The 14,127-nt window shown below is 70.8% G+C and carries 16 protein-coding genes; 6 read left to right on the forward strand and 10 right to left on the reverse strand.

Annotated elements, in window-relative coordinates; all coding sequences use genetic code 11:
* The first annotated feature begins 267 nt into the window (after positions 1-267).
* The gene (locus AB0I94_RS20370) at positions 268-816 is read left to right on the forward strand and encodes an isochorismatase family protein (RefSeq protein ID WP_363310970.1); all 549 of its coding nucleotides are present in this window, start codon (positions 268-270) and stop codon (positions 814-816) included.
* Between the two features lie 22 nt (positions 817-838).
* Here the strand turns inward: AB0I94_RS20370 and AB0I94_RS20375 are convergent, their stop codons facing one another.
* The 3 genes from AB0I94_RS20375 to AB0I94_RS20385 all read right to left on the reverse strand — a co-directional run bounded on the left by AB0I94_RS20375 (position 839) and on the right by AB0I94_RS20385 (position 3,645).
* Positions 839-1,627: a GNAT family N-acetyltransferase gene (locus AB0I94_RS20375; RefSeq protein ID WP_363310971.1), complete on the reverse strand. Its 789-nt coding sequence runs from the start codon at positions 1,625-1,627 to the stop codon at positions 839-841.
* A 44-nt stretch (positions 1,628-1,671) separates the two neighbouring features.
* Positions 1,672-2,712, reverse strand: coding sequence for a PhlD (locus AB0I94_RS20380; RefSeq protein WP_363310972.1), 1,041 nt, complete (start codon positions 2,710-2,712; stop codon positions 1,672-1,674).
* Between the two features lie 111 nt (positions 2,713-2,823).
* The gene (locus AB0I94_RS20385) at positions 2,824-3,645 is read right to left on the reverse strand and encodes a helix-turn-helix domain-containing protein (protein WP_363310973.1); all 822 of its coding nucleotides are present in this window, start codon (positions 3,643-3,645) and stop codon (positions 2,824-2,826) included.
* Between the two features lie 18 nt (positions 3,646-3,663).
* On the opposite strand from AB0I94_RS20385, the gene AB0I94_RS20390 reads away from it, so the two are divergent.
* A complete protein-coding gene (locus AB0I94_RS20390; RefSeq protein WP_363310974.1) occupies positions 3,664-3,855 on the forward strand; it encodes a hypothetical protein in 192 nt (63 codons plus the stop codon).
* A 238-nt stretch (positions 3,856-4,093) separates the two neighbouring features.
* Here AB0I94_RS20390 and AB0I94_RS20395 read toward each other — a convergent pair whose 3' ends face one another.
* The gene (locus tag AB0I94_RS20395; RefSeq protein ID WP_363310975.1) at positions 4,094-4,966 is read right to left on the reverse strand and encodes a Gfo/Idh/MocA family oxidoreductase; all 873 of its coding nucleotides are present in this window, start codon (positions 4,964-4,966) and stop codon (positions 4,094-4,096) included.
* 294 nt (positions 4,967-5,260) lie between these two features.
* Here AB0I94_RS20395 and AB0I94_RS20400 point away from each other — a divergent pair, with 294 nt between their 5' ends.
* Together AB0I94_RS20400 and AB0I94_RS20405 are read left to right on the forward strand one after the other, a co-directional pair.
* Positions 5,261-5,839, forward strand: coding sequence for a TetR family transcriptional regulator (locus AB0I94_RS20400; protein ID WP_363310976.1), 579 nt, complete (start codon positions 5,261-5,263; stop codon positions 5,837-5,839).
* A 46-nt stretch (positions 5,840-5,885) separates the two neighbouring features.
* Positions 5,886-6,332, forward strand: a complete 447-nt coding sequence (locus AB0I94_RS20405) for a cupin domain-containing protein (RefSeq protein ID WP_363310977.1) — start codon at positions 5,886-5,888, stop codon at positions 6,330-6,332.
* Here the strand turns inward: AB0I94_RS20405 and AB0I94_RS20410 are convergent.
* Positions 6,305-7,249, reverse strand: a complete 945-nt coding sequence (locus tag AB0I94_RS20410; protein WP_363310978.1) for a DMT family transporter — start codon at positions 7,247-7,249, stop codon at positions 6,305-6,307. The two genes, AB0I94_RS20405 and AB0I94_RS20410, sit on opposite strands and share 28 nt — an antisense overlap.
* A 141-nt stretch (positions 7,250-7,390) precedes the next feature.
* Here AB0I94_RS20410 and AB0I94_RS20415 point away from each other — a divergent pair, with 141 nt between their 5' ends.
* A complete protein-coding gene (locus tag AB0I94_RS20415; RefSeq protein ID WP_363311034.1) occupies positions 7,391-7,981 on the forward strand; it encodes a helix-turn-helix domain-containing protein in 591 nt (196 codons plus the stop codon).
* A 23-nt stretch (positions 7,982-8,004) separates the two neighbouring features.
* Here AB0I94_RS20415 and AB0I94_RS20420 read toward each other — a convergent pair whose 3' ends face one another.
* The 4 genes from AB0I94_RS20420 to AB0I94_RS20435 all read right to left on the reverse strand — a co-directional run bounded on the left by AB0I94_RS20420 (position 8,005) and on the right by AB0I94_RS20435 (position 10,900).
* Positions 8,005-8,328 (reverse strand): hypothetical protein, encoded by a 324-nt coding sequence (locus tag AB0I94_RS20420; protein ID WP_363310979.1) that lies wholly within the window; start codon positions 8,326-8,328, stop codon positions 8,005-8,007.
* Positions 8,329-8,574: 246 nt separating this feature from the next.
* A complete protein-coding gene (locus AB0I94_RS20425; protein WP_363310981.1) occupies positions 8,575-9,237 on the reverse strand; it encodes an SUMF1/EgtB/PvdO family nonheme iron enzyme in 663 nt (220 codons plus the stop codon).
* Positions 9,238-9,251: 14 nt separating this feature from the next.
* Positions 9,252-10,490, reverse strand: a complete 1,239-nt coding sequence (locus tag AB0I94_RS20430; protein ID WP_363310982.1) for a sigma-70 family RNA polymerase sigma factor — start codon at positions 10,488-10,490, stop codon at positions 9,252-9,254.
* Positions 10,484-10,900 carry a YciI family protein gene (locus AB0I94_RS20435; RefSeq protein WP_363310983.1) on the reverse strand — a complete coding sequence of 139 codons (417 nt, stop codon included), beginning with the start codon at positions 10,898-10,900 and terminating at the stop codon, positions 10,484-10,486. The genes AB0I94_RS20430 and AB0I94_RS20435 overlap by 7 nt, the downstream gene beginning before the upstream one ends.
* A gap of 189 nt (positions 10,901-11,089) precedes the next feature.
* Here AB0I94_RS20435 and AB0I94_RS20440 point away from each other — a divergent pair, with 189 nt between their 5' ends.
* A complete protein-coding gene (locus AB0I94_RS20440) occupies positions 11,090-11,896 on the forward strand; it encodes an isocitrate lyase/phosphoenolpyruvate mutase family protein (RefSeq protein ID WP_363310984.1) in 807 nt (268 codons plus the stop codon).
* On the opposite strand, the gene AB0I94_RS20445 is transcribed toward AB0I94_RS20440, so the two are convergent.
* Positions 11,878-14,067 (reverse strand): MMPL family transporter, encoded by a 2,190-nt coding sequence (locus tag AB0I94_RS20445; protein ID WP_363310985.1) that lies wholly within the window; start codon positions 14,065-14,067, stop codon positions 11,878-11,880. The genes AB0I94_RS20440 and AB0I94_RS20445 overlap by 19 nt on opposite strands.
* Positions 14,068-14,127 lie beyond the last annotated feature (60 nt).

The raw sequence follows: 14,127 nt of genomic DNA on the forward strand, positions 1-14,127 counted from the left end.
CCGCGCGTGCTCGGCCGCAACCACGCACTCGCCCGGATCTGCCTGCGGCACGGCCTGAGCTACCTCGTCGTGTACTGCGTGATGTACGGCTTCACCCAGGTGCTGGAAGAGGCCCGCGACCTCTCCTCCCTGCTCACAGGGTCGTCATGCTGCCCATGTCCCTTGCCGCGCTCGCCTGTTCCCTACCTCAAGCGGCCCTCCACTCGCCCTGCGCGCCCGCACCTGATCATCTCCCGGCCACACCTACGCAAGAGAGAGCCCCGCACCATGACTGCCACCACCCTCGACCCCACGACGGCCCTGGTCCTCGTCGACCTCCAGAAGGGCATCACAGCCCTGCCCACCGCCCACCCCTCCGCGGAGATCGTCGAGCGCTCCGCCCGCCTGGCCGCCGCCTTCCGCGAGCGCGGCCTGCCCGTCGTCCTGGTCCGGGTCACCGGCAGCGCTCCCGGCCGCACCGAAGGCCCCGTCGGCGGCGGCGAGACGCCCGCGGACTGGGCCGACCTGGTCCCCGAACTCGGCCGCCAGGAAAGCGACATCGTCGTCACCAAGCGGCAGTGGGGCGCCTTCTACGGCACCGACCTCGACCTCCAGCTGCGCCGCCGCGGCGTCACCCAGGTAGTGGTCGCCGGCATCGCGACGAGCATCGGCGTCGAGTCGACGGCCCGCGCGGCACACGAGCACGGCTACCACGTGACGGTGGCCGTCGACGCGGTGACCGACATGGACGCCGACGCGCACCGCAACAGCATCGAGAAGATCTTCCCGAGGCTCGGCGAGACGGACACGGCTCAGGCGATCGCGAAGCTGCTCTGAGCGGCTCGGAATGCGGACGGCTCTACGGCTTGTACACGTACGGCGTGGTCACGCTCAGCGGCACGAAACCCAGGCGTTGGAGGATCGGGCGGCTGTCGTCCGAGGCGTCCACCTGGAGGTAGCGGCAGCCGCGTTCGGCGGCGACGCGGGTGCGGTACGCGACGAGGGCGCGGTAGATGCCCTTGCCCCGCCACCGCGGGTCGGTGCCGCCGCCCCAGAGGCCGGCGAAGTCCGTGCCCGGGCAGAACTCCATCCGGGCCGAGCTCACCGGCACGTCGCCGGCCATCGCGACGACCGCGACGACGGCATCCGGAGTCTCGGTCAGCTGGGTGAGGACCCGCTTGGCTAGACGCTCGCCGAGATCCGAGGAGTTCTCGCCGAAGGCGACGTCGTGGGCCTGAGTCATGAGCTGTACGCCCGCCGCGTCCGTGACCGGGAGCAGGCGTACCCCCTCGGGCAGTGCGGGCTCCGTGGGCAGCTCGGCGACCTCGGCCACCAGCACGGTCTCCGGCGGCTCGGGAACGAAACCGGCCGCCAGCAGCCGGTCGGCGAGGTCGGTGGGGAGGTCGTGGGAGTGCAGCTTCCACTCGAACTCGCGCCCGAGAGACGTGAAGTACCGCACCTGCTCGGCGATGACGTCGTCCGCCGTGGCCACGTCGACGTCCGCCCAGTGGACGCCGTTCCAGTCGTGCGCCGCGCCGATCTGCCGGACGACGGCCCCGGCGCGTTCGACCCGTGCGCCGGGGCTGTCCGTCTGCGCGTCGCGCCGCATCTGCCGGTCGTACGTCGCCAGTACCGCTGCTTGGTCCATGCGGGCACTTCAGCAGGGCGCAGGGGGAACGGCAACCGAATTGATCAGGCCTGCCAGTGACAGCGCAACGCGGCGGTGGCGAAGCCGGGGCCGAAGGCGACGACGATGCCGCGGGCGCCGTCGGCGGGGGGAGCGGCGTGGGTGCGCTCAAGGACCCGCAGGACACTGACGCCGCCGAGGTTGCCCTCGTCGGCGAGGGTGTCGGTGGAGTGACGGGAGTCGTGGGGGGTGAGGCCGAGGGCGGTGGTGGTGTCGGAGATGATGCGGGGGCTTCCTGGGTGGATGACGGCGAAGTCCATGTTCCGCGGGCCGACCCACTCCATGAGCTGGGGCAGGACGTCGTCCGCGGCGGTCAGGGCCTTCTTCGTGGAGTCGAAGTGGAAGCCGTACGGGGAGATCCGGCCGCGCTGCCGGTCGAGGCTGTCCGGCAGGACGTACTCGAAGGAGTCGTCGATCGCGATGCCAGGGCCCAGCGGCACATCGGAGACGACGGTCGCGGCAGCGGAGTCACCGAACAGGGCCTTGTAGATCATCGATTCGATGCCGGTGTCGCCGTGGTGGTAGACGCTGGAGATGACCTCCGCTCCCACGACGAGGACCTTGCTGCCGGGCCGCGCGGCGACGAGGTCGGCTGCGCGCATCAGGGACTGGGCGCCGCCCGGGCAGGCCAGGGTGGTCAGCGCGATACGACGCACCGTGGGGCGCAGGCCGAGCCGCGCGATGAGGTGCATGTCGAGGTTGGGGACGGCCCAGCCGGTGGTGTGTGTGGTGACGATCGCGTCGATGTCGCCGGCCGCGAGACCAGCCGTCCCGAGGGCCGCGAGCGCGGCTCGCTCGGCCATGGCCAGTGCGTCTCCGAAGGCGGCGCGGGCACGGTCACCGACGTCGGCGTCGCCGGTGATGGTGGGGGAGTCCAGCGGGCGTGTGAAGTAGCGGGTGTGAACACCGCAGTTGCCGATGACACGGAGGAACGCGCCGAGCCGTGGATGACCAGGGTGGTGGGTGCGTATGTCGTCGGCTATCTCAGCGGTGGTGATCTTGTGATCACCGACAACGGTTCGCGGTCTGGAAACATAGGCGGGCATGAGGGCGACTCCCACGGAGGTTGGGGATGTGGGGGTGTCGCTTAAAGTACTTCACCCTGCTGGACCCGTTCCCCTGCAACCCCATGGAGCACAGAGACCGTTGAGGTACCGTCAGCGGGCTCTCAGCATGGGAGCGCGAGAGTGGGAGCGTCGCTGGCCGGGCCGGAACACGAGGATCATCAGGCGCGCACCGGGAGCGGTCAGGGGCTGAGCCGTGCACATGCTCGCCCATCCTGGACCGAGCCGCGGGTGCATCAGGGGTCGCTCGTCACCGTCGGGGTGGGGGTAGGAGACGCCCTCGTTGTAGAGATCGGCGGTCTCGGGGTCCGCGAGTACTTCCTTCTCTATCTGCCGCAGGACCTCGTCGTGGGGCCGGGACGCGAGCGCGGCACGCAACTGTGGCAGGACCATGGGGGCCCAGGACGTGTGCCAGTCCATCAGGGCCTCACGCCCGTGGGCGTCGAGCACCATCCAGCGCATCGTGTTGGCCGGCACGTTCCCGTCGGGGAACATGCCCGCCAGGGGCTCGTTGTACGCGAGCATGTCCCACGACGCGTCGGTGACGTACGCCATGTGGCTGATCCCGTTGACCGCGTCCTGCCATACACCGGGCACCTCCTTGCCCGACGACTGGTGGAGCGGCCCCGGCGGCTCCTGCAGCAGCGCGAACCGGCAGAGCGACACCCACTCCTGCTCGTTGAGACCGAACAGCAGGGCGACGTCTCGCAACAGCGAGGCAGGAGGATTGGGATAGCTGCCCGACTCCAGGCGGTGGTACGTCCCGATGGCGCGGTGCAGCAACTGGTCCACCTGGTGCTGCGAGAGACCACGGGCGCGTCGCCCCTGGCCCGTGGGGCGGCTGAAGCCGTGCGATTCGGGGGCTATGAGGGCGCGTCGTTCGCGGAGCAGAGCGCGCAGCGCCGTCTTGTTCATGGTGGGTAATCCCTCTTGATGCACGCCGAGTTGAGCATCAGCAGTCTAAATATTCCCACCAGCTTTGGTAGTAAAGATTGCCCGAAGAAAAACGATCAGTCGATGCTGCACCATGGATGGAGCGGGACCACCGACCTGCGAGTTCCATCGGCGGTGGGCACGCGGACACAAGTGTGGGGCACCTTCGCCGAGGAGCTCGAAATTGGCTGAAATTCCTCGGCTTCGGGTACCCCCTAGGCCCATTGGGTCGCTGCGGGAAGAGTATGGATCGGTTGTTCGTATTCCGATGTGTGTGGTCGGAAACGTCGCACCCGGGACGTACGACGCATGACTTCCCGGACCGGTTCCTGGGTTCACTGGCTGCGGCCGGTGCCGTCACTCGCCATTACGTAGCGGCCACGGTACCGGCCGCCCGCGGTCGTTCCGGGGCGGTTCACCTGGTGGGGAGCTACTCCTCGGCCCGGGCCAGGATCTCCGTCACGCGCAGGCCGAACCGCACGTCGCAGGCGTGAGACCGGCCGGAACGCGCCGCATCGAGGAGCGCGTCGACCGCGGAGCGGAACGCGTCAACTGCCCCACCCCCCGACGGCATCAGCGCCGTCCCCGCCTCGCCACGCAGCTCCACCGTCACCCCCGCGGCCTTCGCCGGCGCGGTCAGACTCAGCGTCGCCGTGCTCGACGCCCCGCCGCTGTGGCGCAGGATCAGATGGACCAGGTCCGCCTGTCCCGCCGCCGCCGTCACGTCGGTGACATCGCCGAGCACCGGCATCAGAATCGAGAGGGCGTGCGGGCCGACGTCCCACAGGCCGCCCCGCCGCGCCCGCCAGGGCGAGGAGAAAGGGCTGGTCCCGTCCGCCGCGTAGAACGAGCCGTACCAGTCGGCGCGGCCCGTGAACCAGCCGTCCGTCGCGGCCTGCTCCGTCACCCAGGCCGCCGTCGCCCCGTCGAAGCGCAGCGTGAAGAAGACGACGGACGCCACCCCTGCCGTCTCGGCCGCCGCCGTGAGGTCCCGTGCCGCGGTCACCGTCGTCGCCACCGGCTTGTCCAGGAGCAGATGACAGCCCGCCGCCGCGGCCCGCGTGGCCAGGGGTGCCTGCACGTCCGGCGGCACGGCGAACGCCACGGCGTCGCTCGCGGCGAACAGGTCGTCCACCTCCGCGTACGCCGTGGCCGCGTGCGCCGCTGCCAGCGCGGTCGCCGCCTCGGGCCGCCGTCCCCACACGCCGGAGAACTCCACCTCCGGGTGCGCGGCGAGCGCGGGCGCGTGCGTGGACGAGGCCCAGGGGCCCGTGCCGACCAGACCAATGCGCAATCTCTTCATGGTCGGCATTATGGCTGACTCCATACCGTCGGCAGCGGTGAAGCCCAGTGCTCGCAAGGCAGTTGGCGGCTCTTGGCTCTTGCGTCCGAGTCGCAGGTGGCCTGATCTCGTGTCCGAACTCAGCGGTGGTGAAAGCCCATTCACCCGCTATGGTGAATTTCCATTCACTACCTTCCGTCTTTCTTCACTTCTCCGGACTTCCGTGCCCACGCTGGAGTGATCATGAAGTTCGCCCCGATATCTTCCGCAGATAGCACAGGCATATGCGTCGCCCTGAAGGAAGCACCCGACGCCATGAACGCCACTGACGCCACGGGAACATCCGCCCGCCGCGACGCCGAGGCGACGAAGGCCGCCATCATCCTCGCCGCCCGACACCTCCTGGCCCGGCACGCCCACGCCGACATCACGCTCAAGGCGGTGGCCGAACGGGCCGGGGTGAGCGCGCCCCTGGTCCTGAAGTACTTCGGCAACAAGGACGCGCTCTTCGCCCGCATCATGTCCTTCGAGGCCGACACCGAGGCCCTGCTGAACGCGCCCCTTGCGGTACTGGGCCGCCACATGGTCCACCACTTGCTGACCAGCCAGGCCGAGCACGGCGCCGACCCCATCCTGCGGATCGTCTTCGCCCCGCTCCACCGCGAACAGGGCGACACTCTGCGCGCCAACTTCCGTACGCAGGTGGTGGACCGGCTCAGGGAACGCCTCGAAGGGCCGGACGCGGGCGTACGCGCCGAGCTGGCGGTGGGCACGCTGCTCGGTCTCGGCGTGATGTACGGGATAGCCCGCGGGCCACACCTGCGTGGCGCACCCGTGGCCGAAATCACCGAGCGGTACGCACCCACCGTGCAGGCTTTCCTCACGCCCCCATGAGGGGCACCCCCCACGACCCCGCCGACTTCCGAAACGGAGAACACGCATGAACGACGCGAGCGAACGCCCCGCCCTGGCGCGCGAGCTGGGCATGGAGCCGCACCCCGAAGGCGGCTGGTTCGTCGAGACCTGGGCGTCGGACCATTCCTTCACGCCCACCGGCTACCCCGGCACGCGGACGGCGGCCACCGCCATCTACTTCCTGCTCTGCCCGGGGGAGGAGTCCCGCTGGCACGTGGTGCGCTCCGACGAGGTCTGGCTGTGGCACCGCGGCGGCCCTCTCGACCTGCGCGTAGGAGGTGACGGCGCGCTCCCCAAGGAGGGTGCGGCACCCATGCGCCTCGGGCCGGGCGTCGAGCGCGGTGAGCGCCCGCAGATCCTGGTGCCGGGCGGCGTGTGGCAGGCGGCGCGCCCCACCGGTGACGAACCCGTCCTGGTGAGTTGCGTCGTCGCGCCCGGCTTCGACTACGCGGACTTCCGGCTCGCGGACTGACGCCGCGCGGTCGCGGACGTGTCCCGCCGCGAGCACGCCACCGTCACCGCCGAGCTCTTTCCCCGGTGCACGACGGCGACCGCCGCGAGCCCGACCGCGAGGCCCAACGCCGTCTGCGCGCCGAAGGGTTCGCCGAACATCAAGGCGCCCCACACGGCGGTCACCGGCGCCATCAGGAACATGAGCGTGTTGACCTGCGTGACCCCGGAGCGCCGCAGGATCAACCAGTAGAGCCCGTACCCGCCGAAGGTGGAGAGCGTCACCAGCCAGCTGATCGCCATCCAGAACGACGCCTCCGCCGGCGGCGCTGCGGCGCCCGCGCCCACGGCGAGCACCGTGAAGATGACGGCGCTGGTCACGCAGTGAACCGTCATCGAGACCGCCGGGGCGACCGGACGGGGGGAGCGGCGGTCCAGGAAGGTCGCCGCGACCAGCGAGAACATCCCGAGGAACGGCACCAGATAGGCCCACCAGGGGGCATCGGTGCCGCCCGTGGCATCCGCCGCGGTCACGATGACGACCCCGCTCACGCCGAGCCCGAGGCCCACCCACTGCGTGCGCGAGACGTACTGGCCGAGCAGCGGTCCTGCCAGGGCGCCCGCCACCAGGGGCTGGGTCCCGTCGATCAGGGCGGTGGTGCCGCTGGAGACGCCTAGCTGGATCGCGTAGTACACGGTGAGCAGATAGCCGCTCTGCGACAGCGTGCCGACCGCCGCCTGTCGTATCGCGTCACGTGCCGTGAAGCCGCGCCAGGACGCCCGCGCCATCGTGAGGGCGACGACCGCGAGCACGAGGGCCAGCGGCAGGAACCGCCACATCAGGACCGTCACCGCGGACGCGCTCCCGGCGCCCAGCTTGGCCCCGATGAAACCCGAGCTCCAGGTCAGTACGAACGCGATCGAGAGCAGGACGTTCATGCCGTTCCTCCGAGTGAGGTATACCGATCTGTCTACTCGCCTCGAGTATACAGATCGGTTTACTATGGAGTCATGGCCGAGCTGCTGAGTGAGATCGTGAAGGACGCCGCAGGAACCGCAGGGGCACCGCGCAGGATCGTCATGACGCCGGCCGCGCGGCGCGCCCTTGACGCTGCGAGCGCGCTCTTCTACGACCGCGGGATCCACGCCGTCGGAGTGGACCTCATCGCCGCCGAGGCCGGGGTCACCAAGAAGACGCTCTACGACCGGTTCGGCTCCAAGGAGCAGATCGTCGTCGAGTATCTGGCGGCTCGCGACGAGCGCTGGCAGGCCTTCCTCGCGCCGTACGTCGAGGCCGCGACCACCCCGCGGGCCAGGATCCTGGCCGTCTTCGACGCCTCACGCGACTGGGCCGACGCGTTCAGCGTCAAGGGCTGCAGCATGGTCAACGCGCACGCCGAGATCAGTGACCCCGCGCACCCCGCGTATCGGCTCATCACCGGCCAGAAGGCCTGGATGCTCGCCCTGTTCACCGGCCTCGCCCGCGACCTCGCGCCCCGGCGGGCGGCGCGGCTCGGCCGCACGCTCATGCTGCTGCACGAGGGCGCCTTGGTCGCGCACGGCCTGGGCATCTTCCCGGACGCGATCGATCACGCCCGAGACGAGGCGGCGGCGTTGCTCGGCGCGGCCTTCCACGACGCCTCGGCGGCGGCGGAAGGAAAGCGCGGGTGAACAGGCCCGGGTCGCACCGCCGGTCACTGCCCCGAGCAGCTGCGGACCGCCGGCCGCGGTGGGACCCGCCCGTCGGTGTCGGGCTCCACCGTGGTCGCGAGGGTGTCGAGGAAGCGCTGGAGCGCGGGCGCGCCGCCCGGGCCCAGGCTTCGGCGGATGGGCGGCACGGTCGCCGGGGCGTCGGAGCCGCGCCGGGCCCCGGCCGTGGGGCAGGGGGGCGTGGCGTCTACGGTCACGGCCCGGCGTATGAACTCATCGACCGGGAGGCCGAGCTGGTCCGCGTTCCGCAGGACCGCTTCGTACTCGTCGGGTGTGAACAAGACCTGCACAGGCTTGGCACCGTCCATGAACGCATGATGCCGTCCGAGGGTGCGTCGCGCGGTGCGGTTGGCATATTCGCGCTCGAAGGCGTGAAACGGACCCGAGTGGACATGAACGGTCGGAAAGAGATGTAGGCCCCGACCGGACGGGGGAATCGCGATCGGGACCTACGCACTGTTCAACGGTGAACCAAAGGTCGGTGTTCCCAGGTGGGGGCCCTGAAGCTGTGAGCTGCGTTACGTGACGAGCGGTGTCGAGGGGTACCCGGGGCGTCAGCGAGGAAGGGAACGCGCGACGCGGAATCCCACGTCGTCGATGCGGAACGTCGGGTGGCTGCGTCGCCGCACCGAGGCCCGGCAGCTCCAGTGCTCGTCGAACCAGCCACCGCCGCGGAGCACCCGATAGGCGCCGTACACCTCGGGGTCGTAGAGGTCCCAGCACCACTCCCACACGTTGCCGAGCATGTCGTGCAGGCCCCACGTGTTGGCCTGCTTGCCGCCCACGTCGTGGATCCGTCCGGAGCCGTTGCCGCCGTACCAGGCGATCGCGTCGAGCGGCCCGTACCGCGCACCGGCCGTACCCGCCCGGCACGCGTGTTCCCACTCCGCCTCGGTCGGCAGCCGGTATCCGTGGGAGGTCGCCTCCCACTCGATGTCCGCCGGTTCCTCGGCGTCGTCGGCGCGCAGACGGTAGGCGGGGGCAAGACCCTCCCGCAGGGACAGCGCGTTGCAGAACCGGACCGCGTCCAGCCAGGAGACGCCCTCCACGGGCAGCCGGTCGCCGCGCGCGGCGCTCGGCCGCTCGCCGGTGACCCGCGCGTACTGCTCCTGGGTGACGGGGAACGGCGCGAGTTCGTGGGCCGCCACCTCGACCGGCCAACTGCGTCGCGTCCGCCGGTCCGACAGCGTCACCTGACCCGCCGGGACACTGATCATCTCGGGCTCCGTAATCATGTCGACAGCAGGCGGGCCGCACGCATCTGCAGGTAACGCGTCTCGGGAACGCTCAGCGTACGCTTGGCCGCCAACTGGTAGGCGGCGCGGGCCGCTTCCGTCTCGCCCGCCCGCTCCAGGAGGTGGGCGCGCACGGCATCGAGCCGGTGATGCCCCGCCAGCCGTTCTTCGAGCGCCGCCACTTCGGCGAGTCCGGCGCGGGGCCCGTGCACCATGGCGAAGGCCACGGCCCGGCTGAGTTCGGCCATGGGTTCGGGAGCACGGCGTACGAGGAGGTCGTAGAGGGCGAGGATCTGCGGCCAGTCGGTGTCGTCGGCGCGCGCGGCCTCGTCGTGCAGCGCGGCGATCGCCGCCTGCAACTGGTAGACGCCCGCGGGGCCTTGGGACAGGGCCTTCTCGACCAGAGCGGAGCCCTCCTCGATCGCGCGCCGGTCCCAGCGTGAGCGGTCCTGCTCGTCGAGCGGGATGAGCTCCCCGTGCGGACCTGTACGGGCCGCGCTGCGGGCCTCGGTCAGCAGCATCAGCGCGAGCAGACCGGTCACCGCGCCCTCGTCGGGCAGCAGCGTGCGCACGGACCGGGTGAGCCGGATCGCCTCCCGCGCCAGATCCGAGCGGTGCAGGGCGCTGCCGGAGGTCGCCGTGTACCCCTCGTTGAAGATGAGGTAGAGCACCTGGAGCACCACCGAGAGCCGTTGATCACGGTCCTCAGGGCCCGGCTGCCGGAACGGCACGCCCTTGACCTTCGCCTTCGCCCTGCTGATGCGCTGCGCCATCGTCGCCTCGGGCACGAGGTGCGCGCGGGCGATCTCGGCCGTGGTCAGTCCGCCGACCGCGCGCAGCGTGAGGGCGACCTGCGCGGCCGGGCTCAGCTCAGGCCGGCAGCACAGGAACAGCAGGGTCAGGGTGTCGTCGTCGGACGGCGCGCGGCTCTCGCCGGGCGGGGGCGCCGTGAAGGCGTCCCGGGGCGACAACTGGGCAGCCTCCTCCTCGCGCCTGCGCCGCGCCTCGTCACTGCGCAGCTGATCCATGAGACGCCGCGACGCGACCCGGATCAGCCAGCCGCGCGGGTTCTCGGGAACGCCCTGTTCGGGCCACTGCCGCGCCGCGGCGATGAGAGCTTCCTGCACGGCGTCCTCGGCCTCGCCGAAGTGACCGTACCGGCGCACGAGCGCGCCGAGGACCTGCGGCGCGTGCAGGCGCAGCAGGTCCTCGGCCTCGGCTGTGCTGTTCAGCACGCGCCGTCGGGGCCACCCATGATGGGGCGGATCACCACGGGGTAGAGCGGTGCGCCCGCCGGGACGGGGCACTGCTGGATGCGGTTGGCGATCTCGGTGACGCGGTCCAGGCTCTCGCAGTCGAGGACCCAGTAACCGGCGAGGACTTCCTTCGTCTCGCCGTAGGGACCGTCCGTGATGACCGGGCGGCCCTCCTTGTCCACGTCGACCAGGCGGGTCTGCGACGGCTCGGCCAGGCCCTGCCCGTCGACCATCTCGCCGGACTCGGCCAGATCGTCGTTCAGCGCGCCCATGAAGGCGAACATCGCCTGCAGGTCCTTCTCGCTCCACGCCGGGCTGGTCGCGTTGCCCTTGCCACTCTGCGCCTCGTAGTCCGCCTGCGTGCCCTGCACCATCACCAGGTACTTCATGACGTTTCTCCTCGACTGTGCGGTGGTCACCCCGTGTGGGCAACTCTCACAGGGGACGTCGGGGCCGACCACTCGTTCTCGACATTACGCCGGGACAATTTCTGTGACGTGCCGAGAGGGTGCGCCCGGCCCCCGCCCACCACGACGTTTCGGTGGTCGCCGAACCGACGCGCGGCTACGGTCCGGGGCATGACGTACGCACAGCGAGCCGAGCAGTTCCGCGCCCTGCACCGCACCGGCGAGCCCCTGTTGCTGCCCAACGCCTGGGACCACGCCTCCGCCGCGGCCCTGGCCCACGGCGGCTTTCCGGCGATCGGCACCACCAGCCTCGGTGTGGCGGCCGCCGCGGGCAAGGCGGACGCCACCGGCGGCACACGGGAGGAGACCCTGCGCCTGGCCCGCGGCCTGGCAAGGCTGCCCGCGCTGGTCACCGTGGACATCGAGGGCGGTTTCAGCGACCGGCCCGGGGAGGTGGCGGCGCTCGCGGCGGAACTCGCCGGGGCGGGTGTCGTGGGCGTCAACATCGAGGACGGCCGCCCGGACGGGACGCTGGCCGACTCAGCTGTGCAGTGCGAGCTGATCCGCGCCGTCAAGGAAGCGGCCCCCGACCTGTTCGTCAACGCGCGCACGGACACGTACTGGCTGCGCGCCGGGGGAGCGGCCGAGACCGGGCGGCGGGCCGCCGACTACCGACTGGCGGGCGCCGACGGCCTGTTCGTCCCCGGCCTGCAGGACGAGAAGGTCATCGCGGGGTTGGTCGCGGGGGCGACCGACATGCCGTTGAACATCCTCTTCGCGCCCGGCTGTCTGACCTATTCGCGCCTCGCGGAGCTCGGGGTGCGCCGGGTGAGCAGCGGCTCGCTGCTCTTCCGCGCCGCGCTGCACGGAGCCGTCGAGGCGGCGCGTGCGATCACTCGGGGCGGCGCCGTGCCAGAGGGCCTGCCCTCGTACGCGGACGCCCAGGCGCTCTCGGCGGCTTACGGCGAGGAGGCGTAGGGCGGCCCGTCGGCGTCCGACGTGTCGCCCCGCTCCGGCCCTCCGCCGCCGTCACGCCGGGGGCCGCGCCCGCCGGGCTTCTCGTCCCCGTGGCCCGGCCACCACGCCTTGTGGCCGATCAGCGCCGTCAGCGCGGGCGTGAAGATCATCGCCATGACGAAGGCGGCGATGAGGATGCCGAAGGACAGCGAGAAACCCATCTGGGAGAGCGTCGAGTTGCCCGCGAGCATCAGCGTCGCGAACGTGCCCGCCAGGATCACGCCCGCCGAGCCGATCGTCGGGCCCGAGTGGCGCACCGCCGTGCCCGCGGCACCGTGCGGGGTGCGGCCCTCGCGGGCCTCCTCGCGCAGCCGCGAGACCATCAGGATGTTGTAGTCCGTGCCGAGGGCGACCACGAACAAGTACATGATCACGGGCAGCATGAACATCAGCCCGGGCTGGCTGCCGATCTGCTGGAAGAGCAGCGACGTGGCGCCCAGGGTCGCGCCGAAACCGAGCGCCACCGACAGCATCAGGTACCAGGGAGCCACCAGGCTCCGCAGCAGCAGGCCGAGGATGACCATGATGGCGAGGGCGGCCACCGGGAAGACGACCGAATAGTCGCGGTCCACGGCCTTGTTGATGTCGACGTACACCGCGGTCGTCCCGCCGACGAGTGCTTCGGTACCGGCCGGGGCCTCGTCGTGGGCGACAGGGCGCAGGCGGTCCTTGACGGTCTCCAGGGCCTTGTCGGAGGCGGGTGGATCCGAGAGCACCACGGAGAACGACGCTGTTGTGCCGTCCTCGCTCAGGCGGGCGGGGGAGACCTCGCCCACGCCTTCGACCCCGTCCAGCCGCCCTTGGAAGGCGGCCGTCCGCGCTTCGGGGAGCGGCCCTTCGTCCGTCGAGGTGAGGTAGACGAAGGTCGGGTCGGTGGTGCCCGCGGGGAAGCCCTTCTGGAGGTTCTTCAGGGCGACCATCGACTCCTTCTCCTTGGGCAGCGAGGAGCCCGCCAGGTCGAAGTTGGCCCGGTAGCCGAGGGCGCCCAGCGTGAGCGCGCCCATGAACAGCGCCGACACCAGGGCCCAGACGGCGGGCTTGCGGGCGATGGCGGCGCCGAGCCGCGCGAAGCCGGTGCCCTGCGGCTCCCGCTGCCACGACTTCGAGGGCCAGAACACCTTCGTGCCGAGCAGCGAGACGACGGCGGGGACCAGCGTGAGCCCGGCGAGCAGCGTCACGAAGACCGCGATGGCCAGGGCGGGGCCCATGGAGCGCAGCATGCCGAGCGAGGAGAGCGTCAGGGCGGCGAACGCGACGATGACGGCGCCCGCCGCCGAGGTGATCGCCTCGCCGACCCGCTCGACGGCATGCACCATGCCGCCCTTGGGATCCTCGCCCGCGCGCAGGGCCTCTCGGTAGCGGAAGAGCAGGAACAGGATGTAGTCCGTGCCGACGCCGAACAGGACGACGGTCAGGAGCTCCTGGATGGACGAGTCGGCCTTCATGTCGAAGGCCTTGTTCGCGGAGGCGATCAGGCCGGTCGCCATCGGAGAGATGAGGCCGATCAGGACCACCGGAAGCAGCGCGATGATCGGGCTCCGGAAGATCACCAGGAGCAGCACGACGATGATCAGGACGGTGCCGACCCCGACGAGCAGCCCGGCCCGCTCGGAGGCGTCACTCTCGTCGAGCGCCTGGGCGGCGGAGCCCGTGATCCCGGCCGAGAGGTCCGTGCCCTTCAGCTCGGGCTTGAGGTCGGAGCGCAGCTCCTCGACCGCGTCCTGCTGTGCGGTGTCCTCGGGGTCGGTGATCTTCGGCATCGCGACGACCGACGTCTGCACGAGCTTGTTGGGCGAGACCGTGCCGGGCACGACCGCCTGCACCTGGGGGATCTTCTTGGCCTGCAGATCCTTGGAGACGCGGGTGATGTCCGCGGAGTCGGCGGCCGTCAGCTTCTTGCCGTCGGAGCGCTGGAAGACGATGATGGCGCCGACGTTCTGCTGTTTGGGGAACTCCGCTTCCTGCACGTCGGCTGCGCGGATGGACTCGTAATGGTCCGGCAGGAAGCTCGCCTCGTCGCTGCTCGAGGTGAGTTTCGGCGCCAGGGAAATCACGGCACCGGCCACCACGACCCATGCCAGGATGATCCACCACGGGCGACGGACCACGAATCGGCCCAGGCCAGAAAACATCGGCTGCTGCCTCTCCCTCGCCCCCGAGGCGTGACGGCGCGTTCTGACCAAGGATCTTCC

This window comes from Streptomyces sp. NPDC050147, assembly GCF_040660195.1.
Classification (GTDB): domain Bacteria; phylum Actinomycetota; class Actinomycetes; order Streptomycetales; family Streptomycetaceae; genus Streptomyces.

Excerpts from the sequence above, each read along its gene's own strand:
- AB0I94_RS20370 (WP_363310970.1), top strand. The coding sequence starts at position 268 with ATGACTGCCACCACCCTCGACCCCACGACGGCCCTGGTCCTCGTCGAC.
- AB0I94_RS20375 (WP_363310971.1), bottom strand. The coding sequence starts at position 1,627 with ATGGACCAAGCAGCGGTACTGGCGACGTACGACCGGCAGATGCGGCGC.
- AB0I94_RS20380 (WP_363310972.1), bottom strand. The coding sequence starts at position 2,712 with ATGCCCGCCTATGTTTCCAGACCGCGAACCGTTGTCGGTGATCACAAG.
- AB0I94_RS20385 (WP_363310973.1), bottom strand. The coding sequence starts at position 3,645 with ATGAACAAGACGGCGCTGCGCGCTCTGCTCCGCGAACGACGCGCCCTC.
- AB0I94_RS20390 (WP_363310974.1), top strand. The coding sequence starts at position 3,664 with ATGCACGCCGAGTTGAGCATCAGCAGTCTAAATATTCCCACCAGCTTT.
- AB0I94_RS20395 (WP_363310975.1), bottom strand. The coding sequence starts at position 4,966 with ATGAAGAGATTGCGCATTGGTCTGGTCGGCACGGGCCCCTGGGCCTCG.
- AB0I94_RS20400 (WP_363310976.1), top strand. The coding sequence starts at position 5,261 with ATGAACGCCACTGACGCCACGGGAACATCCGCCCGCCGCGACGCCGAG.
- AB0I94_RS20405 (WP_363310977.1), top strand. The coding sequence starts at position 5,886 with ATGAACGACGCGAGCGAACGCCCCGCCCTGGCGCGCGAGCTGGGCATG.
- AB0I94_RS20410 (WP_363310978.1), bottom strand. The coding sequence starts at position 7,249 with ATGAACGTCCTGCTCTCGATCGCGTTCGTACTGACCTGGAGCTCGGGT.
- AB0I94_RS20415 (WP_363311034.1), top strand. The coding sequence starts at position 7,391 with ATGACGCCGGCCGCGCGGCGCGCCCTTGACGCTGCGAGCGCGCTCTTC.
- AB0I94_RS20420 (WP_363310979.1), bottom strand. The coding sequence starts at position 8,328 with ATGGACGGTGCCAAGCCTGTGCAGGTCTTGTTCACACCCGACGAGTAC.
- AB0I94_RS20425 (WP_363310981.1), bottom strand. The coding sequence starts at position 9,237 with ATGATCAGTGTCCCGGCGGGTCAGGTGACGCTGTCGGACCGGCGGACG.
- AB0I94_RS20435 (WP_363310983.1), bottom strand. The coding sequence starts at position 10,900 with ATGAAGTACCTGGTGATGGTGCAGGGCACGCAGGCGGACTACGAGGCG.
- AB0I94_RS20440 (WP_363310984.1), top strand. The coding sequence starts at position 11,090 with ATGACGTACGCACAGCGAGCCGAGCAGTTCCGCGCCCTGCACCGCACC.
- AB0I94_RS20445 (WP_363310985.1), bottom strand. The coding sequence starts at position 14,067 with ATGTTTTCTGGCCTGGGCCGATTCGTGGTCCGTCGCCCGTGGTGGATC.